Origin of the sequence: Achromobacter pulmonis (assembly GCF_021733725.1) — a bacterium.
In the GTDB taxonomy this organism is placed as follows: Bacteria; Pseudomonadota; Gammaproteobacteria; order Burkholderiales; family Burkholderiaceae_B; genus Achromobacter; species Achromobacter pulmonis.
In genome coordinates, this window is record NZ_JAIFOT010000001.1 from 2,498,846 (window position 1) to 2,520,627 (window position 21,782).

The 21,782-nt window shown below is 66.2% G+C and carries 21 protein-coding genes; 9 read left to right on the forward strand and 12 right to left on the reverse strand.

Translation table 11 applies throughout. From position 1 onward, the window contains the following. Positions 1-74: 74 nt before the first annotated feature. Both K2W61_RS11505 and K2W61_RS11510 read right to left on the reverse strand, forming a co-directional pair. Entirely contained in the window at positions 75-983 is a 909-nt protein-coding gene (locus K2W61_RS11505) for a response regulator (protein WP_236755656.1), read from the reverse strand. Next, the gene (locus K2W61_RS11510) at positions 952-4,344 is read right to left on the reverse strand and encodes a hybrid sensor histidine kinase/response regulator (RefSeq protein ID WP_236755658.1); all 3,393 of its coding nucleotides are present in this window, start codon (positions 4,342-4,344) and stop codon (positions 952-954) included. Before K2W61_RS11510 ends, K2W61_RS11505 begins: the two co-directional genes overlap by 32 nt. A gap of 195 nt (positions 4,345-4,539) precedes the next feature. Here K2W61_RS11510 and urtA point away from each other — a divergent pair, with 195 nt between their 5' ends. The 7 genes from urtA to K2W61_RS11545 are packed head-to-tail and all read left to right on the forward strand — an operon-like array spanning position 4,540 to position 10,956. Then, positions 4,540-5,802, forward strand: coding sequence for an urea ABC transporter substrate-binding protein (urtA, locus tag K2W61_RS11515; protein WP_175132908.1), 1,263 nt, complete (start codon positions 4,540-4,542; stop codon positions 5,800-5,802). Between the two features lie 54 nt (positions 5,803-5,856). Further along, entirely contained in the window at positions 5,857-6,774 is a 918-nt protein-coding gene (urtB, locus tag K2W61_RS11520; protein WP_175132907.1) for an urea ABC transporter permease subunit UrtB, read from the forward strand. A gap of 13 nt (positions 6,775-6,787) precedes the next feature. After that, complete coding sequence (urtC, locus tag K2W61_RS11525) at positions 6,788-7,909, forward strand: urea ABC transporter permease subunit UrtC (RefSeq protein ID WP_175132906.1); 1,122 nt, start codon at positions 6,788-6,790, stop codon at positions 7,907-7,909. Continuing rightward, on the forward strand, positions 7,906-8,649 hold the full coding sequence (urtD, locus tag K2W61_RS11530; RefSeq protein ID WP_175132905.1) for an urea ABC transporter ATP-binding protein UrtD: 744 nt from the start codon (positions 7,906-7,908) through the stop codon (positions 8,647-8,649). The genes urtC and urtD overlap by 4 nt, the downstream gene beginning before the upstream one ends. A gap of 14 nt (positions 8,650-8,663) precedes the next feature. Then, a complete protein-coding gene (gene urtE / locus K2W61_RS11535) occupies positions 8,664-9,356 on the forward strand; it encodes an urea ABC transporter ATP-binding subunit UrtE (RefSeq protein WP_236755659.1) in 693 nt (230 codons plus the stop codon). 28 nt (positions 9,357-9,384) lie between these two features. Continuing rightward, the gene (fmdA, locus tag K2W61_RS11540; RefSeq protein WP_175132903.1) at positions 9,385-10,614 is read left to right on the forward strand and encodes a formamidase; all 1,230 of its coding nucleotides are present in this window, start codon (positions 9,385-9,387) and stop codon (positions 10,612-10,614) included. Positions 10,615-10,623: 9 nt separating this feature from the next. Next, positions 10,624-10,956, forward strand: coding sequence for a zinc ribbon domain-containing protein (locus K2W61_RS11545; protein ID WP_175132902.1), 333 nt, complete (start codon positions 10,624-10,626; stop codon positions 10,954-10,956). 92 nt (positions 10,957-11,048) lie between these two features. On the opposite strand, the gene K2W61_RS11550 is transcribed toward K2W61_RS11545, so the two are convergent. The 6 genes from K2W61_RS11550 to K2W61_RS11575 all read right to left on the reverse strand — a co-directional run bounded on the left by K2W61_RS11550 (position 11,049) and on the right by K2W61_RS11575 (position 16,384). Next, positions 11,049-12,458: an aminotransferase-like domain-containing protein gene (locus tag K2W61_RS11550; protein ID WP_175140356.1), complete on the reverse strand. Its 1,410-nt coding sequence runs from the start codon at positions 12,456-12,458 to the stop codon at positions 11,049-11,051. Positions 12,459-12,483: 25 nt separating this feature from the next. Next, positions 12,484-12,624: a DUF2474 family protein gene (locus tag K2W61_RS11555; RefSeq protein WP_006391468.1), complete on the reverse strand. Its 141-nt coding sequence runs from the start codon at positions 12,622-12,624 to the stop codon at positions 12,484-12,486. After that, positions 12,624-13,631, reverse strand: coding sequence for a cytochrome d ubiquinol oxidase subunit II (gene cydB, locus K2W61_RS11560; protein WP_236755661.1), 1,008 nt, complete (start codon positions 13,629-13,631; stop codon positions 12,624-12,626). The genes K2W61_RS11555 and cydB overlap by 1 nt, the downstream gene beginning before the upstream one ends. Before the next feature lie 4 nt (positions 13,632-13,635). Then, the gene (locus K2W61_RS11565; protein ID WP_175132899.1) at positions 13,636-15,072 is read right to left on the reverse strand and encodes a cytochrome ubiquinol oxidase subunit I; all 1,437 of its coding nucleotides are present in this window, start codon (positions 15,070-15,072) and stop codon (positions 13,636-13,638) included. Between the two features lie 302 nt (positions 15,073-15,374). Further along, positions 15,375-15,593, reverse strand: coding sequence for a tautomerase family protein (locus K2W61_RS11570; protein ID WP_006391465.1), 219 nt, complete (start codon positions 15,591-15,593; stop codon positions 15,375-15,377). A gap of 53 nt (positions 15,594-15,646) precedes the next feature. Beyond that, positions 15,647-16,384 (reverse strand): SDR family NAD(P)-dependent oxidoreductase, encoded by a 738-nt coding sequence (locus tag K2W61_RS11575; RefSeq protein ID WP_175132898.1) that lies wholly within the window; start codon positions 16,382-16,384, stop codon positions 15,647-15,649. 190 nt (positions 16,385-16,574) lie between these two features. On the opposite strand from K2W61_RS11575, the gene K2W61_RS11580 reads away from it, so the two are divergent. Beyond that, on the forward strand, positions 16,575-17,486 hold the full coding sequence (locus tag K2W61_RS11580; RefSeq protein ID WP_236755662.1) for a LysR family transcriptional regulator: 912 nt from the start codon (positions 16,575-16,577) through the stop codon (positions 17,484-17,486). Here the strand turns inward: K2W61_RS11580 and K2W61_RS11585 are convergent. Further along, entirely contained in the window at positions 17,401-18,339 is a 939-nt protein-coding gene (locus tag K2W61_RS11585; protein WP_236755663.1) for an EamA family transporter, read from the reverse strand. The genes K2W61_RS11580 and K2W61_RS11585 overlap by 86 nt on opposite strands. A gap of 126 nt (positions 18,340-18,465) precedes the next feature. Between K2W61_RS11585 and K2W61_RS11590 the strand changes: the two genes are divergently transcribed. Continuing rightward, positions 18,466-19,362: a LysR family transcriptional regulator gene (locus tag K2W61_RS11590; protein ID WP_175132895.1), complete on the forward strand. Its 897-nt coding sequence runs from the start codon at positions 18,466-18,468 to the stop codon at positions 19,360-19,362. Positions 19,363-19,396: 34 nt separating this feature from the next. Here the strand turns inward: K2W61_RS11590 and phbB are convergent, their stop codons facing one another. The 3 genes from phbB to K2W61_RS11605 are packed head-to-tail and all read right to left on the reverse strand — an operon-like array spanning position 19,397 to position 21,780. Beyond that, positions 19,397-20,143 (reverse strand): acetoacetyl-CoA reductase, encoded by a 747-nt coding sequence (gene phbB, locus K2W61_RS11595; RefSeq protein ID WP_175132894.1) that lies wholly within the window; start codon positions 20,141-20,143, stop codon positions 19,397-19,399. Further along, positions 20,133-20,606 carry a hypothetical protein gene (locus K2W61_RS11600; protein ID WP_175132893.1) on the reverse strand — a complete coding sequence of 158 codons (474 nt, stop codon included), beginning with the start codon at positions 20,604-20,606 and terminating at the stop codon, positions 20,133-20,135. The genes phbB and K2W61_RS11600 overlap by 11 nt, the downstream gene beginning before the upstream one ends. A 46-nt stretch (positions 20,607-20,652) precedes the next feature. Next, positions 20,653-21,780: an ABC transporter permease gene (locus K2W61_RS11605; protein ID WP_175140360.1), complete on the reverse strand. Its 1,128-nt coding sequence runs from the start codon at positions 21,778-21,780 to the stop codon at positions 20,653-20,655. Positions 21,781-21,782: the final 2 nt, after the last annotated feature.

Sequence of the window (21,782 nt, forward strand, 5' to 3'; positions counted from 1 at the left end):
GTTTCCATCTGTATCAATATCGCGGATTTCATGTCGCCATCCGCGTGCCGGGCATCGACCTGCCGCGCGGCGCTTCAGAACGTTTCCCCCTGCCGCACCGCCAGCGCCGCCGCCGCCGCGCGGGTTTCCACGCCGAGTTTGACGTAGATGTGTTCCAGATGCTTGTTGACCGTGCGGGGCGCCATGCCCAGGATCTCGGCGATATCCCGATTGGTCTTGCCCTTGGCCAACCAGCGCAGCACGTCGGCCTCGCGCGGCGTCAGGCCGTAGGCCGGCGCCAGGGGCGCCGTTTCCTGCAACAGCAGCAAGGTCTCGCCGCTGCGCCGCGATGCCGACAGGCTCAAGGTCAGGCGGCCCCGCCCGGCGACGATCTCCAGGGGCGCGGCGGCCGGCCCGGCCGCCAGATTGCCCGCCACCCAATCCGCCAAGGGCACCGGCAGCTCCGCCGCCTCCTCCGCGCACCCGAAATACGCCGCCAACCAGAGCCGTGCCTTGCCGGTCTTCCAGATCGGCCGCCCGCGCGTATCCAGCGCCACCACGGCACGCGCCGCCGCATCGATTGCATCGAAGGCCGCCGACAGGCTGCGCGCATTGCGCAGATGCGTCTGCAGCCTGGCCACCACCACATCCGGGTCCAGCGGCTTGGTCACATAATCCACGCCGCCCACCCGGAACCCTTTCAATACGTGCTCGGGCTCGGTCAGGCCCGTCATGAACACCACCGGCACCTGGCCCGCCGCCGGATGCGCCTTCAGGCGCGCGCAGGTCTCGAACCCATCCATCCCCGGCATCACCGCATCGAGCAGCACGATGTCGGGCACCACGAAGTCCACCCGTTCTATCGCCGACTGGCCATCGGTTGCCACCAGCACCTGATAACCCGCCTCATCCAGCGCGGTGGAGAGCATTTTCAGATTGTCCGGCGCATCATCGACCAGCATGACGAGGTTTTTATCGGGCGTGGGCATGGTGACGCTGTACATGGTGTTTGAGCACCTGATTGAACTCACTCAGTTGAAACTCGCCCGCCAGCGCCCGCAGGTGCGCCGTCAACTCACGCGCCTCGGCCCGGCGGCCCTGTATTTCTTCCAGCTTGGCCTGTATGCCCTTGATGTAGCCCATGGCCCCCAGTTCCAGCAGCGCCTCGGCATCCTCGCGTTCCAGCGCCACCCGGTGCAGATCGCCCGCCGGCAGTGCCGCCTCCACCTGGGCCACCTGCCAGTCCAGCTTGAGCAAACTGCCGAGCTGGTTGAGCAAGTCTTCGTACATCACCGGCTTGGCGATGAATGCGTTATGCCCGCTCTGCGCCGGGTCTTTCGGATCCAGCCCCAGGATATTGGCCGACAGCATCACAATGGGCACGGCCACGCCCGCTTCGCGCAAGCACCGCAGCACTTCCCATCCCGTCATGTCCGGCATCGAGACGTCCATCAATATCAGGGCCGGCCGCAGCGTGTGCACGCAGGCCAGGCAAGCCGCGCCGTGCGGCGCCTCATGCACCTCAAAGCCCAGCGGCTCCAGCAGATCGCGCACCAGGCGCCGCTGCGAAGGCTGATCATCCACCGTCAGGATCCGCAGCCGCTCTCCGCGATAGCCCACCACCAGCCCCGAGGGGCGGGCATCGCTGCGCGGCGAGCGCACCTCCGGCAAAAACAGCTTGAGCGTAAACACACTGCCGCGGCCGACCGTGCTGCGCACCGTCAACTCGCCGCCCATGATGCCGGTCAGCATGCGGCAGATGGTCAGGCCCAGGCCGGTGCCGGAATCGGCTTGCTCAGCCGCCGCCCAACTGCGTTCAAAGGGCAGAAAGATGCGTTCCAGGTCCTCGGCCGGTATGCCCCGGCCGCTGTCCTCCACTTCGAACAGCACCATATCGGCCGCCGACTTCACGCGCATCGACACCCGCCCGGCCGAGGTGAACTTCAGCGCATTGCTCAACAGATTGATCAGAATCTGCCGCAGCCGCTTCTCATCGATATGCACGATGGATGGCAGTTCCGTCGCCTCGTAGCAAAAGGTCAGCCCTTTCAGCGCGCTCTGCGGCCGGAACATCTGCACGATCTGCTCCAGGAACTCCGGCAGGCGCAGTTCACTGTTCTCCAGCCTCAGCCTGCCCGCCTCGATGCGGGCAATGTCCAGCAAGCCATCGATCAGGCCAATCAAATGCTTGCCGCTGCGGTGAATCACATCGATGGCCTCGCGCCGCGCCGGCGGCAAGGCCGGGTCGCGCTGCAGAATCTGGGCGTAACCCAGGATGCTGTTCAAGGGCGCGCGCAACTCATGGCTCATGCCGCCCATGAAACGGCTCTTGGCAAGATTGGCGCTTTCGGCCGCCTCCTTGGCCTGCTGCAACTGCGCGTCGGTCTGTTTGTGCGCCTCGATTTCGCGCAGCAGCAGATGGGTCTGGCGATCCGATTCCTCTTGCGCCACGCGCCGGCTCTCATGCGCCAGCACCAGCCACCAGGCGGCTACGCCGCCGATCAGCGACAAGGCGGCATACAGCTTGAAGAAGGTGGGCCGCAGACCCGAGGGGTCCAGGCCGGCCCGCATGTGACTGGCGTACTCCTGGTAGTAGATCAAGCCCAGAATGCCGGCCAGCAGCGTCCCCATCCCCGCCACGATCAAGAGGTAATGGCCCAGGCGGCTATGCAGCAGCGGCGTGATACGCGCCGGCAACAGCCGGCCCAACACCGCCTGCACCTGGTCCTTCAAGCGGCCTTGCTGTTTGCAGCGATCCTGGCAGCGCGCATCCAGCGTGCAGCACAAGGAACAGATGGCGCCGTTATAGGCCGGACAATGGGCCATGTCCGGCTGTTCGAAACGGTTGGCGCAGATCACACAGACGTGATCCGATCCGGCGACGTCGACCGGTGTGCGCGCCAGGTTGTAGCGTCCCCGCGTGCGCCAGGCGATCACCGGCGCGCAGACAAAGGCCGCCAGCAAGGCCACGAAGGGCGACAACGCCTGCGCCAGCGCGCCCGCGGTGCCCGGAAACACGCCGGCAAAGGCCAGCAGGCCGAGTGTCATGGCGATCAGCATGCTGCCCACCCCGACCGGGTTGATGTCATACAGATAGGCGCGGCGAAACTCGATGCGGTCCGGCGACAGGCCCAGGGGCTTGTTGATCACCAGGTCCGCCACCAGCGCGCCGATCCAGGCCAGCGCAACGTGCGAGAACACTGCCAGCACATGCTCCAGCGCGCCGAACACGCCCATCTCCATCAGGACCACGGCGATCAGCACGTTGAACACCAGCCACACCACGCGGCCCGGATGGCTGTGCGTGATGCGGGCAAAGAAGTTGGACCAGGCCAGCGAGCCGGCATAGGCATTGGTCACATTGATCTTGACCTGCGAGACCACCACAAAGGCCGTCACCAGCGCCAGCGCGAGCGCGGGGTCGCTGACCACATAGGTATAGGCCGCCAGATACATATGGGTGGGGTCGCCGGCTTTGTCGGCCGGCGCGCCCAGCGACAAAGCCAGCCAGGCCAGAAAGGCGCCGCCCAGGATCTTGGCCGCGCCCGGCAGGATCCAGCCCGGACCCGCGCAGACCAGGGCGAGCCACCAGCGCCGGCGGTTGGCCGCCGTGCGTTCGGGCAGAAAGCGCAGGAAGTCGACCTGTTCACCGATCTGCGTCACCAGCGAGGCGGCCACCGCCACCGCCGAGCCAAACATCAGCAGGTTGAAGCTGCCGCCCCGGCCGTCATGGCCCGGAAACCGCAGAAATTCCCCCAGCGTTCCGGGATCGCGGAAGGCGATGAAGGCATAGGGCAGGAGCAGCAGCACCAGCCAGAGCGGCTGCGTCCACGACTGCAGCCGGCTGATGAAGGTGATGCCATAAGCCACCATGGGCAGGATGACCACGGCGCACAGGAGATAGCCGATGGACAGCGGCAAGCCGGTGGCCAGTTCGATGGCCAGCGCCATGATGGCCGCCTCCAGCGCAAAAAAGATAAAGGTAAAGGAGGCGTAGATCAGCGAAGTGATGGTCGAGCCGATATAGCCAAAGCCGGCCCCGCGCGTCAGCAGATCCATGTCCAGGCCATGGCGCGCGGCGTAATAGGCGATCGGCAAGCCGGTCAGGAAGGTGACCAGGGCCACGGCAATGATGGCCCAGAAGGCGTTCACAAAGCCGTAGTTCAGCGCCAGCGCGCCGCCGATCGCTTCCAGCGCCAGGAAGGACACGGCCCCCAAAGCGGTATTGGCGACGCGGAACTCCGACCATTTGCGAAACGACACCGGCGTGAAACGCAGGGCATAGTCTTCCAGCGTCTCATTGGCGACCCAGGTGTTGTAGTCGCGGCGGATCTTGACAATGCGTTGAGGCGCGCTGGCTGACAAATCGGGCTCCGGGGGGGTAGGGGATACGTCATTGAACGTAGTTGCCGTTGTAACGCCGGGGGGCCGGCCTGCCTCTACGTCAATCAACGTATGTTGCACTGCGTCATAGGCCCCTAGTATGCCCTCACCCTCCGGGCTGCGGCATGTGCCGCGCATGCTCGGTTTCCCTGGTCGTGATCCACTGAGGAGTCATCGATGTCTGGCAAACCCCCTTTTGATACTGCCCCGGAACTGCCCTCGCGCCGGCGCCTGGCCCTGGCTTTTGCCTCCCTGCCGCTGTTGGGCATACCGGCGCTGTCGCGCGCGGCCGCCCCGGCCACCTCGGCCATCAACACTACCGGCCTGGCCATTACCGACACCGAAGTCACGGTCGGCCAGTTGCACTCGGCGACCGGCACCATGGCCATCAGCGAAACGGGGTCGATTCAGTCCGAGCGTCTGGCCATCGAGCAGATCAACGCCATGGGCGGCATCCTCGGCCGCAAGATCAAGATCATCCAGGAAGACGGCGCCTCCGACTGGCCGACTTTTGCCGAAAAGGCCCGCAAACTGCTGGTCAGCGACAAGGTCGCCACCGTGTTCGGCTGCTGGACCTCGGCCTCGCGCAAGGCGGTCCTGCCGGTATTCGAGAAAGAAAACGGCCTGCTCTACTACCCGACCTTCTATGAAGGCCTGGAACAGTCCAAGAACGTCTTCTATACCGGCCAGGAGGCCACGCAGCAGATCCTGTCCAGCCTGGACTGGCTGGCGCGCGAGAAGAAGGCGCGCTCCTACTACCTGATCGGCTCCGATTACATCTGGCCGCGCACCTCGAACAAGATCGCCCGCAAGCATATCGAGAACGTGCTCAAGGGCGAAGTGGTGGGCGAGGAATACTACCCGCTGGGCCACACGCAGTTCGGCTCGCTGATCAACAAGATCAAGCTGAAAAAGCCCGATGTCGTCTTCGCCGTGGTGGTGGGCGGCAGCAATGTGTCCTTCTACAAACAGCTCAAGGCCGCCGGCGTCACCAGCGGCAAGCAAAAGCTCCTGACCATCTCGGTGACCGAGGATGAGCTGCTGGGCATCGGCGGTGAAAACGCCGAAGGCTTCTGGTCGTGCATGAAGTACTTCCAGAGCCTGGACAACGCCAACAACAAGAAATTCGTCGAGGCCTTCAAGGCCAAGTACGGCGCCAATGCCGTCATCGGCGATGTGACCCAGGCGGCCTATCTGGGCCCCTGGTTGTGGAAGATGGCGGTGGAGAAGGCCGGCAGCTTCGATGTCGACAAAGTGGTCGCCGCCTCGGCCGGGCTGGAATTCAAGGAAGCGCCCGAAGGCTACGTCAAGGTCGACCCCAACCACCACCTGTGGAGCAAGACCCGCATCGGCCAGATTCGCAAGGATGGCCAGTTCGACGTGATCTTCGAAACCCCGGAGCTGATCAAACCCGATCCCTTCCCCAAGGGTTATCAGTAATCACCTCGATCCGGGCGCCGCGCGCGGCGCCCTTTCCACTGCCGGGAGCCATTCATGGAATCCTTCTCCGATCTCGGGGCCATCCTGCTGATGCAGGGCTTCAACGGTCTGTCGGTCTTCAGCGTGCTCTTGCTGATGGCCTTGGGCCTGGCGATCATCTTTGGCCAGATGGGCGTCATCAATATGGCCCATGGCGAGTTCCTGGCGGTGGGCGCCTACTGCACCTATCTCTGTTCCGAACTGGTCCAGCAATACGCGCCCGGCCTGATGCCGGCCTACTTCTTCGTCGCCATCATGCTGGCCTTCGCCGTGACCTTCAGCCTGGGCTGGCTGGTCGAGTGGCTGATGATCCGCCATCTCTACCGCCGGCCGCTGGATACGCTGCTGGCGACCTGGGGCCTGTCGCTGGTGCTGCAACAAACGCTGCGCTCGCTGTTCGGCCCGCGTGAAGTCAGCCCCACGCTGCCCGACTGGCTGATGGGCTCCTGGCAACCGCTGGACGGCGTGGACATCCCCATCAACGGCCTGTTCGTCATGTCCATCAGCATTCTGCTGACCGGCGCGCTGCTCTTGGCCTTGTATCGGTCGACCTGGGGCCTGCACGTGCGCGCCACGGTGCAAAACCGCGCCATGAGCGGCGCGGTCGGTATCGATACGAAGCGCGTGGACCGCGTGACGTTCTCGCTGGGTTGCGGGATCGCCGGCATTGCCGGCGCGGCCTTCACGACCATCGGTTCCACCGGTCCGACCAGCGGCTCGCTCTATATCGTCGACACCTTCCTGACCGTGGTGTTCGGCGGCGCGGCCAGTCTTTTCGGCACCATCGCCTCGGCTTTTGTCATCGCGCAGACCCAATCGATCTCGGAGTTCTTCATGACGGGTTCGATGGCCAAGGTGCTGACACTGTCGGCCATCGTGATCATTCTGATGCTGCGCCCGCAAGGCCTGTTCAGCATCAAGGTACGCAAGTAGGAGGCCGCGCATCATGCAGAAATTTTTTCGCAACGTCGTGGGTGGGCGCGAAGGGCTGGCCGGGCTGGCGATTCTGGCGCTGCTGCTCTTTGTGGTGTTTCCGCTGGGCCTGGACGTCTTCCGGCTCAATCTCGTCGGCAAATACCTTTCTTATGCCTTTGTCGCGCTGGGCCTGGTGCTGTGCTGGGGCTATGGCGGCATCCTGAGCCTGGGCCAGGGAGTGTTCTTCGGCTTGGGCGGCTATTGCATGGCCATGTTCCTGAAGCTGGAAGCCTCGACGCCCGAGGCTACCCGGATTCAGTCCACGCCCGGCATCCCGGACTTCATGGACTGGAACCAGCTGACCGCGTTGCCGTGGTTCTGGGTGCCCTTCAAGAGCTTCTGGTTCACCCTGATGGCGGTGCCGGTGCTGCCCTGCCTGCTGGCGTTGATCCTGGGCGTGGCCATGTTCAAGCGCCGCGTCGGCGACACCTACTTCGCCATCGTGACGCAGGCCGTGGCGCTGATCCTGTCGGTGCTCATCATCGGCCAGCAGGGCTGGACCGGCGGCGTCAATGGCATCACTGATCTGAAGACGCTGCTGGGCTGGGATATCCGCACCGACAGCGCCCGGCTGATCCTGTACTTCGTCAACGGCGCGCTGCTGTTCGCCTGCATCCTGTTCGGCCGTTACCTGCTCTCGTCCAAACTGGGCAAGCTGTTGATGGCCATGCGCGACAAAGAGGAACGGGTGCGTTTCTCGGGCTACGACGTCGCCAGCTTCAAGGTCTTCGTCTTCTGCGTGGCCGCCGTCTTCTCGGCCATAGGCGGAGCCATGTTCACCTTGCAGGTCGGCTTCATGTCGCCTTCGTTCGTGGGCATCGTGCCCTCCATCGAAATGGTCATCTTCGCCGCGGTCGGCGGCCGCCTGTCCCTGCTGGGGGCGGTCTACGGCACGCTGCTGGTCAACTTCGGCAAGAGCTATTTCTCCGAGAGTTTTCCGCAGCTCTGGCTGTTCCTGATGGGCGGCCTGTTCATTGCGGTCGTGATGGCCTTTCCCAACGGGCTGGCCGGCCTGTACAACCAATACACCCAGAAACGCCAGGCACGCAAGGCATTGCGCCGTCAGGCCGATGGCGCCACGGAGGCAGCATGAACCCCTCAGCGTTCGCGTTGTACATCGAAGGCCTGACCGTCTCGTTCAACGGCTTTGTCGCCGTCAACGACCTCAACCTGTATGTCGATCAGGGAGAGCTGCGCGTGGTCATCGGTCCCAATGGCGCCGGCAAGACCACGCTGCTGGATCTGATCTGCGGCCGCACCAAGGCCACCGCCGGCTCCATCCGCTTCAAGGACACGGAACTGACTGGCCTGGCCGAGTATGAAATCGTGCGCGCCGGGGTCGGCCGCAAATTCCAGACGCCCTCCATCTATGAAACCCTGTCCGTCCGCGAAAACCTGGAAGTGTCGTTTCCGGCCGGGCGCAGCGTGCTGGGCGCGCTGACCTTCAGACGCAGCCCGGCGGTGCTCGAACGGGTCGAGCAGGTGGCCGAGGAGATCTTTCTCGCCGATCAACTCGACCGCTCGGCAGAGCTGCTCTCGCATGGCCAGAAGCAATGGCTGGAGATCGGCATGCTGCTGATGCAGGAACCCGAGCTGATGATGCTGGACGAGCCGGTGGCCGGCATGAGCGTGTCCGAGCGCGAACGCACCGCCGACCTGCTCAATCGAATCAGCCGCAATCGGTCGCTCATCGTGATCGAGCATGACATGGAGTTCGTCAAGAACATCGCGCACAAGGTCACGGTGCTGCATCAGGGGCGGGTATTGGCCGAGGGCAGCATGGACAAGGTGCAGTCCGACCCGCGCGTGGTTGAAGTCTATCTCGGCCACTGAGGCCAGGAGGCAGTATGTTCAATATCGCTGGCCTGGCCTCAGGCTATGGCCAAAGCAAGGTCATCCACGGTGTCGACCTTGCCGTGGCTCCCGGTGAAATCGTCGCCGTGATGGGCCGCAACGGCATGGGCAAGACCACGCTCTTCAAAACCATGATGGGCATGCTGCCCGCCATGCACGGCTCGATCTCGCTGGACGGCAAGGCGCTCGAACGCCTGGAGAGCCATCAGCGCGTGCGCAGTGGGGTGGCTTACGTGCCGCAGGGCCGCATGATCTTCCCGACGCTGACCGTCGAAGAGAACATCCGCACCGGCATGCGCGGGCGGGCGCTGCGCAACACCATTCCGGAGGACATCTATGCCCTGTTCCCGGTGTTGCACGACATGCGCGGCCGGCGTGGCGGCGATCTGTCGGGCGGGCAGCAACAGCAGCTCGCCATCGCCCGCGCGCTGGTCACCAATCCGCGCGTGCTGCTGCTGGACGAGCCCACCGAGGGGATCCAGCCGTCCATCATCAAGGACATCGCCCGCAGTCTGCTGGAGATCCGCAAGCTGCGCAATCTGGCGATTGTGGTGTCCGAACAAGTCTTGAGTTTCACCATGCAGATCGCCGACCGGCTCATCGTGATCGACAAGGGCCGCTTCGTGCACGAAGACCCGCGCGAGCGCGTTGACGAGCAGACGATCAGCAAATACCTGTCTGTCTAAGTCGTTGTCCATCTCAAAGGAGCATGACATGCCCGAAACCCTGATCAAGGTCGATCTGGCCCAATCCCCCTACGAAAACGAAGGCGTGCACAATCGCTGGCATCCCGATATTCCCATGGCGACGTGGGTCAGACCGGGCGATGATTTCGTGCTCGAAACCTACGACTGGACCGGCGGCGCGATCAAGAACGATGACGATGCCTCCGATGTGCGCGATGTGGACTTGTCCACGGTGCACTTCCTGTCCGGCCCGGTCGGTGTCGAAGGCGCCGAGCCTGGCGACCTGTTGGTGGTGGACCTGCTGGATATCGGCGCCAAGCAGGAGAGCCTGTGGGGCTTCAATGGTTTTTTCAGCAAGAACAACGGCGGCGGTTTTTTGACCGAGCACTTTCCCTCGGCGCAGAAATCGATCTGGGATTTCGAAGGCATGTTCACGACCTCGCGCCATATTCCCGGCGTGCGCTTCGCCGGCCTGATCCATCCGGGCCTGATCGGCTGCCTGCCGGATCAGGCGCTGCTGGACAAGTGGAACGAGCGTGAACAGAAGCTGATAGACAGCGATCCGCAGCGCGTTCCGCCCCTGGCCAATCCGCCGGCGCCCAAGACGGCGCACATGGGCAAGCTCAAGGGGGCCGAGCGCGATCGCGCCGCCGCCACCGGCGCGCGCACGGTACCGCCGCGCGAGCATGGCGGCAACTGCGACATCAAGGATCTGTCGCGCGGTTCCCGGGTGTTCTTCCCGGTGTACGTCAAAGGGGGCGGCCTGTCCGTGGGCGATCTGCACTTCTCGCAGGGCGATGGCGAGATCACCTTCTGCGGCGCCATCGAGATGGCTGGCTGGGTGCATATGCGGGTGTCGCTCATCAAGGGCGGCATGGCCAAGTACGGCATCCGCAATCCCATCTTCAAGCCCAGTCCCATCACGCCCAACTACAAGGACTACCTGATCTTCGAAGGCATTTCGGTCGATGAGGGCGGCAAGCAGCACTATCTGGACGTGCACATCGCCTATCGCCAGGCCTGCCTGAATGCCATCGAATATCTGAAGAAGTTCGGCTATTCGGGCGCGCAGGCGTACTCGATATTGGGCACGGCGCCGGTGCAGGGCCATATCAGCGGCGTGGTGGACATTCCCAACGCCTGCGCCACGTTGTGGCTGCCGACCGAGATCTTCGAGATCGACATCCAGCCGAATGCGCTGGGCGAGGTGCCGCAGATACAGCGTGGCATGGACATGCCCATCGCCAAAGACCTTTGAGGAGCCGGCATGCCGCTCTATGACTATCGCTGCCAGGACTGCGGCGAGTTCTCCGTGCTCAGGCCCTTGTCGCAATGGCGCGATCCCGCGCCGTGCCCCGATTGCGGCAGCGCCTGCGAGCGCTGCGTCAGCGGCGCGCCGGCGGTATCGGCGCTGTCTTCGGCCATCAACCGCGCCCGCGCCGTCAACGAACGCGCCGCCCATGAGCCCCGCAGCACCCGCGGCGGCCATGGCATGGGGTGCGGTTGCTGCTCGGGCGCCAAAGCCACTGGCCGGACACGCCAGACGGCCGACGGCGGCAAGACCTTCGCCGGCGCCCGGCCGTGGATGATCAGTCACTGAAAGCGGGCCGCGATCGTCGCCGGCTCCGAAAGGGGAGGGGCTGACCGAGCAGGGCGGCGGCGCGGTCGCGGATTGCCGGCCGCGCGCGCCATTCATGTCGCCATCAGTTTGCCCAATGTCGCCATGCCCTGTTCCATCGCGTCGTTCCAGGGATGCCCGTAGTTGAGCCGCAGGAAATTGCCGAACGCGCCGGATGGCGAGAACAGCGGCCCCGGCGCGATGCTGATGCCGTGGCCGAGCGCCGCGCGGTGCAGGCGCAGGGTGTCTATGCGCGTGGGCAGTTCGACCCAGGTGAAGTAGCCGCCCAGCGGCCGCGTGGCGCGCGTGCCCTCGGGAAAGTAGCGCGCCACCGCTTGCAGCATTTCGCCCTGCTGCAGGGCCAGCGTCTGGCGGAATTGGCGCAGGTGGCGGTCGTAGCCGCCTTGCGCCAGGTAGGCGGCGATGGCGGCCTGCGTCGGCGCGGCGGTGGCCAGGCTGGTGGTGAGCTTGTTGCGCATGATGGCGCGGGTGTAGCGCCCGGCCGCGACCCAGCCGACGCGGTAGCCCGGCGCCAGCGTCTTCGAGAACGAGGCGCAGTGCATCACCATGCCGTCGGTGTCGAAGGCCTTGGCCGGCCGCGGCCGGTTGGCGCCGAAATACAGCTCACCGTAGACGTCGTCCTCGATCAGCGCCACGCCGTGGCGCGTCAGCAGCTTGACCAGCGCTTCCTTCTTGGCCTCGGGCATCAGGCTGCCGAGCGGATTCTGGAAAGTCGTCATCAGCCAGCAGGCGCGCGGCTGGTGCTGAACGATGGCCTGTTCCAGCGCCTGCAGGTCGATGCCTTCGCGCGGATGCGTGGCCACTTCGATGGCGTGCAGCTGGTTGCGTTCGAGCGATTGCAGGGCGGCGTAGAACGTGGGCGATTCTACGATCACCGCATCGCCGGGCCGCGTGACCGCGCTCAGGCACAGGTTGAGCGCATCGAGCGCGCCGTTGGTGATGATGATGTCGTCCACCGGCACCGACAGGCCGTCGGCCAGGTAGCGCAAGGCGATGGCGCGGCGCAGCGCAGCATCGCCGGGACTGAGGTCGTCGATCGATCCCCACGGGTCCAGTTGCTGCACGGTGGCCGCCATGAAGCGCGCCAGCCGGCCATAGGGCAGCAGCGATGGGCTGGGAAACGCGGAGCCGAACGGCAGCATATCGCGCCGCAAGGTGGCGTTGAGCACCTGCAGCACGTTGTCGCTGACGTCCACCGGGTGGCGGCCGGCGGCGGCGCTGGACAGATCGTCGGGTTCGGGCAGCGCGGCCTGCGGGGCGCGCAGCACGTAGTAGCCGGAACGGTCGCGCGCGCGGATCAGGCCGCGCGCTTCCAGCAGGTAGTAGGCCTTGAACACCGTCGACGGGCTGACGCCCCGGCTGGCGCTGGTCTGGCGCACCGAGGGCAGGCGGTCGCCCGCCCGCAGCAGCCCTGAGAGGATCGAGGCGGTGATTTCTTCGGTCAGCCGTTCGTAGCGTTTCATGAGGGGGGCCGGGGAGTACGGCGGTTCAGGTCGACATGCCGATGGCGCGCATCACCAGCCGCAGCGCGCCGGCGGCCAGGCCCAGCGCCGCCACGCCGCCGGCCCAGATCAACAGCAGCCACAGCAACCGGCTGCGCCAGGAAGGCAGGGAGGTCGGCGCGGCCATCAGTGAAACGCCTCGCCGGTGCGCACCTTGCCGCGGAACACATAGTAGGACCAGGCGGTATACATCAGGATAATCGGAATGATGGCGAGCGCGCCGACCAGCGCGAAGCCCAGGCTCTGCGGCGGCGCGGCCGCGGTCCAGATCGACACGTCGGGCGGGATCACGGCGGGCCAGATGCTGATGCCCAGGCCGCTGTAGCCCAGGAACACCAGGCACAGCGCCAGCACGAACGGCCCCGCGCCGGGCGTGCCGCGCACGCGCCGCATCAGGTCGATGCCGGCGGCCGCCACCAGCAGCGGCACCGGCAGGAACCAGAACATATTGGGCAGGCTGAACCAGCGCTGCGCGATGTGCGGCTGCGCCAGCGGCGTCCACAGGCTGAGCGCGGCGATCACCGCCAGCAGCGCCAGCGTCAGCGGCCGCGCCAGCGCGCACATGTGGCGGTGCAGGCGGCCTTCGGTCTTCATGATGAGCCAGGTGCAGCCCAGCAGCGCGTAGGCCGCCACCAGGCCCATGCCGGTGAACAGCGAGAACGGGCTGATCCAGTCCCACGGCCCGCCCTGATAGGCGCGGCCGACCATCGGGATGCCCTCGATGTAGGCGCCCAGCGTCACGCCCTGGAAGAAGGTGGCGCACAGCGATCCCAGCACGAAGGCGCGGTCCCACAGCGCGCGGTGGCGCGGGTCGGCCTTGAAGCGGAACTCGAACGCCACGCCGCGAAAGATCAGCCCCAGCAGCATGAACACCAGCGGCAGGTGCAGCGCGCTCAGGATCACCGAGTAGGCCAGCGGAAACGCCGCCAACAGCCCCGCGCCGCCCAGCACCAGCCAGGTCTCGTTGCCGTCCCACACGGGGGCGACGGTGTTGACCATGGCATCGCGCTCCTCGGCGTCGGCGATCAGGGGAAAGAGGATGCCGATGCCCAGGTCGAAGCCATCCATCACCACGTACATCATCACGCCGAACAGGATGATGACGGCCCAAATCAATGCAAGGTCGATGCCCATGGCGTCAGGCTCCTTTGAATCCGGGTTGGGCGGACGTCGCGTCCGCCGAGGTGGACGCGGCCGAGAGCGGCCGCGACGGTTGGCGCGGCTCGCCCGGGCCGCCGGACAGCGGCGCGTGGCCGGGCGCCGGGGTCGGGCCCATGCGGATCAGGCGCAGCATGTACGACACGCCGGCGCCGAACACGAACAGGTACACCGCCACGAACAGCGCCAGCGTCAGCGTCAATTCGCCCAGGCCGTGGCGGGTGGCGGCGTCGGCCGTGCGCATCACGCCGTAGACGATCCACGGCTGGCGGCCGATCTCGGTGACATACCAGCCGGCCAGGATCGCCACCAGGCCGGACGGCCCCATCCACAGCGCGAAGCGTTGCAGCGCGCGCGACTGGTACAGGCGGCCGCGCCAGCGCGCCCACAGCGCCCAGCCGGCCAGCAGGATCATCAGCATGCCCAGGCCCGCCATGACACGGAATGACCAGAACACCACGGTGGCGTTGGGACGGTCCTCGGGCGGATACGATTTCAGGCCGGGAAACTGGCCGTCCCAGCTGTGCGTGAGGATCAGGCTGCCCAGGCGCGGCAGGTTGAGCGCGTAGCGGGTCTCCTCGCGTGCCATGTCGGGAATGCCGAACAGGGTCAGCGGCACGCCCGCGCCGGGCTCGTTGTCCCAATGGCCTTCGATCGCGGCGATCTTGGCGGGCTGGTGCCTGAGCGTGTTCAGGCCGTGGAAGTCGCCCACCAGCGCCTGCAGCGGCGCGCAAATCGCCAGCATGGCCATCGCCATCGCGAACATCTTCTTCACGGCCGGGCCGCGGTCGCCGCGCAGCAGATGCCAGGCGCCGGACGCGCCCACCATCAGCGCGGTGGCCAGAAACGCGGCGATACCCATGTGCGCCAGCCGGTAGGGGAACGAGGGGTTGAAGATCACCGCCAGCCAGTCGGTCGGCACCACGCGGCCGTCCAGGATCTCGTAACCCGCGGGGGTCTGCATCCAGCTGTTGGACGCCAGGATCCAGGTGGCCGAGACCAGCGTGCCCAGCGCCACCATGATGGTCGAGAAGAAGTGCAGGCCCGGGCCCACGCGCGACCAGCCGAACAGCATCACGCCCAGAAAGCCGGCTTCCAGGAAGAACGCGGTCAACACTTCGTAGGCCAGCAGGGGGCCGGTGATGCTGCCGGCGAAATCGGAAAAGAAGCTCCAGTTGGTGCCGAACTGGTACGCCATCACCAGGCCGGACACCACGCCCATGCCGAAGTTGACGGCGAAGATCTTGGTCCAGAAGTGGTAGAGGTCGCGGTAGACGGTGTTGCGGGTGCGCAGCCAGCAGCCTTCGAGCACGGCCAGGTAGCTGGCCAGGCCGATGGTGATGGCCGGAAAGAGGATGTGGAAGGAAATGGTGAACCCGAACTGTATCCGGGCAAGTAGTAGCGCGTCGCTATCCATGGCGGGTGATTCCTGACTTCAAGGCCCGCGCGATCCTGCCGCCGAGGGGCGGCGCGCGCGGACAGGCCGATGCCTGCCGCGCCAGAATAGGTCCGTGACACTGTGCAGTACAGATTCAGACGGCGACGAAAAAAGCGGATCAGTTTGGCGCGGCGGTCACGCCTCGATCCGGATTCCCATAGGGAAAACGAGGTGGATGCGATGAGGGGGGCAGATGACGGCGTTACAAAAAAAACGGCGCAGCGGTGAGGCTGCGCCGCTCGATCCGGCCGCCGCGCAGGGGCAACTGGCGGCGGGCCCCGTCAGGTTGCCTGCGCGGCGCGCTGTCGCTGGCGCAGCGCCGTGACGGTTTCGCCGGCCACGCCCCAGCTGTCGGTGTCGACTTCCTCGATGACCACGAACGTGGCCTGCGGGTCCTTGCCGAGCACACGGACCACCAGGTCGGTGGCGCCCTTGATCAGCTCGGCCTTCTGCTCGCGTGTGGCGCCTTCGCGGGTGATCTGGATGTTGATGTAAGGCATGCGGATTCCTCGATGTAGGCCGGCGCGCGCGCCGGCGGGGCTTGTCAAAGGGCTTACCAACGACCGGCCGCGGCGCCGCCATCGACGGGCAGGATGGCGCCGGACGTGAACGACGAATCGGTCAGGTACAGCACCGCATCGACCACGTCGCGGGTGTTGCCGCGGCGGCCGGACGGCGACAGGCGGTCCAGGAAATCCGTGTCGCCGCCGTCATGCATGGGCGTCTCGATGATACCCGGGGCGACCGCGTTGACGCGGATGTTGTGCGGCGCCAGTTCCAGCGCCAGCGCTTCGGTGGCCTGGTTCAGGCCGCCCTTGACCAGGACCGGCAGCAGCGCGGGCACCTGTTGCTGCGGTTGCAGCGCGATGCTGGCGGTGATGTTGACGATGTGGCCGCCGCCGTGCGCCGCCATGTGCGCGGCGGCCTGCTGCGACGGGTAGAAAAAGCCCTTGAGGTTGGTGCTGAACAGCGCGTCGGCGTCGTCGGTGGTGTACTCGCCCAGCGGCTTGGCGATGAAGATGCCGGCATTGTTGACCAGCACGTCGACCTTGCCGAAGGCCTGCGTGGCGCGTTCGAACAGGGCGCGCGCGGTGTCGGGGTGGCCGATGTCGCCGGCCACGCCCAGAAAGCGCGGCGGGTTGCCCAACTGGCGGGCGGCGTGGGCCAGGCGTTCGGCGCTGCGGGCATTGCCCACCACGTTGTCGCCGCGCTCCAGGTAGGCGCGGGCGATGGCCAGGCCGATGCCGCTGGAGGCGCCGGTCACGATGATGGTCTTGGTTTGCTTGGACATGTGTGGACTCCGAGATAAGAGGGGGTAGCGCCACTCTACTTATGACTCGAAACGTGATAAACACACCAAATATCAAATCAATGAATGCACCATGTAATGAATTGGGTGGCCGCGCTTCGGCCGGTTCGACGCGCGGCCGAACCGCCGCGGTGAACCCCGCGCGCGGTTCCGTCATGCACGAGGACATGTCATGCAGCGCCGTTTTGAAGACCTGATGCTGGGCAGCGTCGAACTGTTCTGTCTGGCGGCCGAACTGCAGAGCTTCACCGCCGCCGCCAATGCCGCGGGCGTGACGCCGGCCGCGGTCAGCCGTTCCGTGTCGCGGCTGGAAGAGCGCCTGGGTGTGCGGTTGTTCGTGCGCACCACGCGCCAGATCCGCCTGACCGCCGCCGGCCAGCGCTACGTGGAGCAATGCCGTTCGGCCCTGGCCCTGTTGAACGAGGCCGAGCGCGAGGTCACCGGCCAGCAGGCCGAGCCGGCCGGCAAGCTGCGCATCAGCCTGCCGACGCCGTATGCCCATCACCGCGTGCTGCCGCTGCTGGGCGAGTTCCGCCAACGCTATCCGCTGGTGCAGGTCGACGTCCACATCAGCAACCGCAACATCGATTTTGCCGAGGAAGGCTACGACCTGGCGATCCGTGGACGCCTGCCGCCCGATTCCAACCTGGTGGCGCGCAAGCTCGAGGACGCGGAGGTGGTGCTGGTCGCCGCGCCCGGCTATCTGCGGCGGGCGGGCACGCCGCGTACGCTGGAGGACCTGCGCGAGCACGACTGCATCCAGTTCGAACTACCCAGCACCGGCCGCGACATCCCATGGATCTTCATGCGCGATGGCCGCCAGATCGAGCTGCCGACCACCGGCGGCACCCGCTGTTCGGGCGACGTGCTGGGCGGCGTCAGCCTGGCGCGCCATGGCGCCGGCTTGTTCCAGACTTATCGCTTCGTGGTGCAGGACGACCTGCGGCGCGGCGATCTGCTTGAAATCATGCCGGCGTTCGGTGGCGCCTCGCGCGCATTCACCCTGCTTTATCCCCATGTGCGCCATGTGTCGCTGCGGGTGCGGACGTTCGTGGATTTTCTGCTGGAACGCCTGCGCCCGTGAGCGCCGCGCGCCGTTGCACGCGCTGGCTCAGCCACACGCTGGCCACCACGATCGCCATGCCGGCTGTCTGCGCCGCGCTCAGGCGCTGGTCCAGCAGCGCCCAGCCCAGCAGCACCGCCGACACCGGGCTTAAAAAGCCCAGCGACGACACCACCGCGGGCTCCAGCCGCGCCAGGCCGCGGAACCAGATGACGTAGGTCAGCGCGGCGCCGATGAGTCCCAGGTAGGCGATGCCCAGCACGTTCAGCATGGTCGGCGCGGGCAGCGCCGGTTCGGCCAGCAAAGCGAGGGGCACGAGCAGCACGCCGCCCGCCGTCAATTGCCAGGAGGTGAACGTCAGCGCCGACACCGGCGGCTGCCAGCGGCGGCTCAGCACGGTGCCCAGCGCCATTGACGCGGCGCTGGCCAGCCCGGCGGCCACGCCCACCGGATCGAGCGCCGCTTTGGGGCCGAGCACCAGCAGCGCCACGCCGCCGATGCCGGCCAGCGCCGCCAGCACCGCCAGCCCGCGCACCGGCGACCCAAGCAAGGCGCGCGCCAGCAGGATCACCACCAGCGGCTGTATCGCGCCCAGGGTCGCGGCCACGCCGCCCGGCAGGCGGTAGGCGGCCACGAACAGCAGCGCCCAGAACACGGAGAAGTTCAGCGCGCCCAGGATCGCGGTGCGCAGCCACCAGATGCCGTGCGGGAGCTGGCGCACGGCCAGCAGCAGCAGGATGCCGGCGGGCAGGGCGCGCAGCATCACCACGGTCAGGGGATAGCCCTGCGGCAGCATCAGGGTGGTGACGACGTAGGTGCTGCCCCAGATGGCGGGGGCGGTGGCGGTCAGGAGCAGGTCGGTGCTGCGGTTCATAAGGCGTTCCTTCAGGCGGGCGCGCGTGGCGCCAGAGGCAGTACCGACAGGCTAATTGAATCGCTTCATGGCGATAATATGCATTTCAATCGTTAGATAATTCACCGCTGGTAAATAATAGCGCCCATGGACCATCTCACCGCCCTCAAGGTCTTCCGCCAAGTGGTCGAGCAAGGCGGCTTTGCCGCCGCCTCGCGCCAGGTGGGGTTGTCGCCCGCCGCCGTCAGCAAGAACATCGCCGAACTCGAGGCGCACGTGGCGGTGCGCCTGCTGAACCGCACCACCCGTCGCATGAGCCTGACCGAGGCGGGGCGGCAATACTACGAGCAGATTGTCCGCGTCCTGGATGACCTGCACGAAGCCGAGATGTCCCTTGGGCCATTGCAGCATGAACCCACCGGCACGCTGCGCGTCAGCGCGCCCATGTCGTTGAGCCTGACGCTGTTGTCGACCGCCATGCCGCGCTTCCTGGCGCGCCATCCGCGCCTGTCGCTGGACCTGCATCTGGAGGATCGTCGCATCGACCTGGTGCGGGAAGGATTCGACGTAGCCATCCGGGGCAGCGACCGGCTGGAAGAATCGAGCCTGGTGGCGCGCAAGCTGATGACGCTGGAACATGTGCTGTGCGGTGCGCCGGCCTATCTGCGCGAGCACGGTGAACCGCAGCAGCCCGCCGACCTGCGGCGCCTGGAGTGCGTGCGCTTCACGCTGTCCGGGCATGCCGATGAATGGACCTTCCAGCGCGGCGGCCAGCTCGAACGGGTGCAGGTGCGGGGACGCTACAAGGTCAATTCCAGCCTGGCGGTGCGGGATGCGTTGCGCGCCGGATTGGGCGTGAGCCTGGTGCCGCGCGTCTACGTGCAGGCCGACCTGGAAAGCGGCGCGCTGCGCCGTGTGTTATCCGACTGGACGCCGGCGAAAACCGACGTCTACGTGGTCTATCCCTCGCGCCGCCACATGGTGGCGAAAGTGCGCGCGCTGGTCGACTTCCTGATCGAGGAAATGGCGTCGCCGGCAGCCTGAGGCCGGCGGCGGCGCCAGCGTTGCGCGGCCCGCATCAATACATGTGCTGCCCGCCGTTCATGGCGACATTGCTGCCGGTCATGAACGCCGCCGCGTCGCTGCAGATAAATGCCACCAGCGCGGCGATTTCGGCGGGCTGGCCCAGCCGGCCCAGCGGGATCTGCGGCAGGATCTTCTCCTTGAGCACGTCCTCGGGCACCGCCTCGACCATGCGCGTGGCCAGGTACCCCGGCGATACGGTGTTGACCGTGACGCCCTTCCTGGCCAGCTCCAGCGCCAGCGACTTGGTGAAGCCATGGATGCCGGCTTTCGATGCGGCGTAGTTGGTCTGGCCGAAAGCGCCCTTGGAACCGTTCACCGACGAGATGTTGACGATGCGTCCCCAGCCGCGGTCGGCCATCGGCCCGCACAGGGGTTGCGTCATGTTGAACATCGAGTCGAGATTGCTGTGCAGGACGTCGTGCCAGTTTTCGTAGCTCATCTTGCGCAGGCTGGCGTCGCGGGTGATGCCGGCGTTGTTGACCAGGATGTCGATCTGGCGGCCATCGTCGGCCAGGCGCCGCGCCAGCGCCTGGCATGCATCGTAGTCGGCCACGTCGATCTTGACCTGGTCGAAGCGGCGTCCCTGGCGGGCCTCCTCGTCGATCCAGGCCCGGGCGCCGGCTTCGTCCGAGTGATAGGTGACGATGACGTCGTGGCCGGCGTCGTGCAAGGCCAGGGCGATGGCGCGTCCCAGGCAGCCGGTGCCGCCGGTGACGAGCGCGGTGCGTTTAGTCGCCATGGCGTGCTCCGAACTGGCTGGCTTCGCGCATGGCCGAGCAGGCCGAGGTCATCTGGTCGAAATAGGAGGACCACATGCGCGTCAGCGGCGATTCGGCCAGGCCGCCGCTGGCCGCGGCCGAGGCGCTGCGCAACCAGCCGCTGACGGCTTCGCTGACGCCCGCGGCCAGCGCCGCCTGGTCTTCCAGCGCGGCGTGGGTGATGGCCTGGCTGGCCTCGAGCTGGCTCTGCCATTGCTTGCGCGTGACCTCGCCCAGCGCGGGAGCGATGTTCTGCCAGTTGCCGTCGAGTTTGAGCGGCGCCAGCGTTGACAGGTACTGGCCGGTGCCGTCGCTGGCCAGGCGCTGGCCCAGTTGCAGCCAGCGCTGCTGGCTCTCGCGCGCCAGTTCGCCCAGGCGTTGGCAGTAGGCGGCGTTGGCGCCGGCGAGGTCCTGGGGCGTGGAAGCGGTTGTCTTCTTCATCATGCGTCCTTTTAAGAGTGAGTGGTAAGGGGCAACGAATGCACAGGCCTCACGCCATCTGGCTGAGGGTCTTGCGGAAACGGGTCAACGAGAAGGCGAACAGGACGCTGCCGATCAGCGCCAGCGCCAGGAACGGTTGCCAGACGACGCTCAATCCCGCGCCGCGAAAGAGAATGGCCTGGCCGAGTTCCACGAAATGGGTGGTGGGGGCGGCCAGCATGATGTTCTGCACGAATTCCGGCATGCTCTCGCGCGGCGTGGTGCCGCCGGACAGCAGTTGCAGCGGCAGCAGCACCAGCACCAGCAGCATGCCGAATTGCGGCATGCTGCGCGCAAGGGTGGCCATGAAGATGCCCATGGAGGTGGTCGCGAACAGATGCAGCGCCACTCCGGCCAGGAACAGCGCCACCGATCCCTCGACCGGCACGTGCAGCAGGCCACGCACGACGAATGTCAACGATAGCGCAGCGGACACCAATACCACCAGCCCCATGGACCACACTTTCGCCAGCATGATCTCGGTGGGAGTAACAGGCATGACCAGCAGGTGTTCGATGGTGCCGTGCTCGCGTTCGCGGATCAGGGCCGCGCCGGTCAGGATGATGGACAGCATGGTGACGTTGTTGATGATCTCCATCAGGCTGCCGAACCACGCCTGGGTCAGATTCGGGTTGAAGCGCATGCGCACCGCCAGGTCCACCGGCAGTTCGGTCGGCTTGCGGTAGCGCTGGACGAATTCGTTGATCTCGTCGGTGATGATCTGCTGGATGTAGCTGCTGCCGGTGAACGCCTGGCTCATGCGGGTGGCGTCCACGTTCAGTTGGATCTCGGCCGGCCTGCCGGCCAGCACGTCGCGCTGGAAATTGGGGGGCACGTTGACCACGAAGGTATAGCGCCCGGCGTCCATGCCGGCGTCGGCCTCGGCCAGGTTGACCATCGCCGGCCGGGTGAAATGCGGCGGATAGAACGCCGAGGTGATGCGCGCGGACAGGGGCGAGGCGTCCTCGTCCACCACCGCGATCGCGGCGTTGTGCAGCGATTCGGGCACGGCGGTGGCGGCCGTGTAGATCATCAGCGTGAACGACACGCAGATCAGCACCAGCATCATCGGGTCGCGCGCCAGGCTCCACAGTTCCTTGACGCCCAGGCGGAAGATATTGGCGGCATGTCGCGGCATGG

What these genes read in the sequence shown, in the direction of transcription:
- K2W61_RS11600 (WP_175132893.1), bottom strand. Translation starts at nt 20,606, where the DNA reads ATGATGAAGAAGACAACCGCTTCCACGCCCCAGGACCTCGCCGGCGCC.
- K2W61_RS11505 (WP_236755656.1), bottom strand. Translation starts at nt 983, where the DNA reads ATGTACAGCGTCACCATGCCCACGCCCGATAAAAACCTCGTCATGCTG.
- urtE (WP_236755659.1), top strand. Translation starts at nt 8,664, where the DNA reads ATGTTCAATATCGCTGGCCTGGCCTCAGGCTATGGCCAAAGCAAGGTC.
- K2W61_RS11585 (WP_236755663.1), bottom strand. Translation starts at nt 18,339, where the DNA reads ATGAACCGCAGCACCGACCTGCTCCTGACCGCCACCGCCCCCGCCATC.
- urtA (WP_175132908.1), top strand. Translation starts at nt 4,540, where the DNA reads ATGTCTGGCAAACCCCCTTTTGATACTGCCCCGGAACTGCCCTCGCGC.
- K2W61_RS11605 (WP_175140360.1), bottom strand. Translation starts at nt 21,780, where the DNA reads ATGCCGCGACATGCCGCCAATATCTTCCGCCTGGGCGTCAAGGAACTG.
- K2W61_RS11575 (WP_175132898.1), bottom strand. Translation starts at nt 16,384, where the DNA reads ATGTCCAAGCAAACCAAGACCATCATCGTGACCGGCGCCTCCAGCGGC.
- K2W61_RS11590 (WP_175132895.1), top strand. Translation starts at nt 18,466, where the DNA reads ATGGACCATCTCACCGCCCTCAAGGTCTTCCGCCAAGTGGTCGAGCAA.
- urtC (WP_175132906.1), top strand. Translation starts at nt 6,788, where the DNA reads ATGCAGAAATTTTTTCGCAACGTCGTGGGTGGGCGCGAAGGGCTGGCC.
- K2W61_RS11565 (WP_175132899.1), bottom strand. Translation starts at nt 15,072, where the DNA reads ATGGATAGCGACGCGCTACTACTTGCCCGGATACAGTTCGGGTTCACC.
- K2W61_RS11570 (WP_006391465.1), bottom strand. Translation starts at nt 15,593, where the DNA reads ATGCCTTACATCAACATCCAGATCACCCGCGAAGGCGCCACACGCGAG.
- urtD (WP_175132905.1), top strand. Translation starts at nt 7,906, where the DNA reads ATGAACCCCTCAGCGTTCGCGTTGTACATCGAAGGCCTGACCGTCTCG.
- K2W61_RS11545 (WP_175132902.1), top strand. Translation starts at nt 10,624, where the DNA reads ATGCCGCTCTATGACTATCGCTGCCAGGACTGCGGCGAGTTCTCCGTG.
- K2W61_RS11550 (WP_175140356.1), bottom strand. Translation starts at nt 12,458, where the DNA reads ATGAAACGCTACGAACGGCTGACCGAAGAAATCACCGCCTCGATCCTC.
- K2W61_RS11555 (WP_006391468.1), bottom strand. Translation starts at nt 12,624, where the DNA reads ATGGCCGCGCCGACCTCCCTGCCTTCCTGGCGCAGCCGGTTGCTGTGG.
- urtB (WP_175132907.1), top strand. Translation starts at nt 5,857, where the DNA reads ATGGAATCCTTCTCCGATCTCGGGGCCATCCTGCTGATGCAGGGCTTC.
- phbB (WP_175132894.1), bottom strand. Translation starts at nt 20,143, where the DNA reads ATGGCGACTAAACGCACCGCGCTCGTCACCGGCGGCACCGGCTGCCTG.
- cydB (WP_236755661.1), bottom strand. Translation starts at nt 13,631, where the DNA reads ATGGGCATCGACCTTGCATTGATTTGGGCCGTCATCATCCTGTTCGGC.
- fmdA (WP_175132903.1), top strand. Translation starts at nt 9,385, where the DNA reads ATGCCCGAAACCCTGATCAAGGTCGATCTGGCCCAATCCCCCTACGAA.
- K2W61_RS11580 (WP_236755662.1), top strand. Translation starts at nt 16,575, where the DNA reads ATGCAGCGCCGTTTTGAAGACCTGATGCTGGGCAGCGTCGAACTGTTC.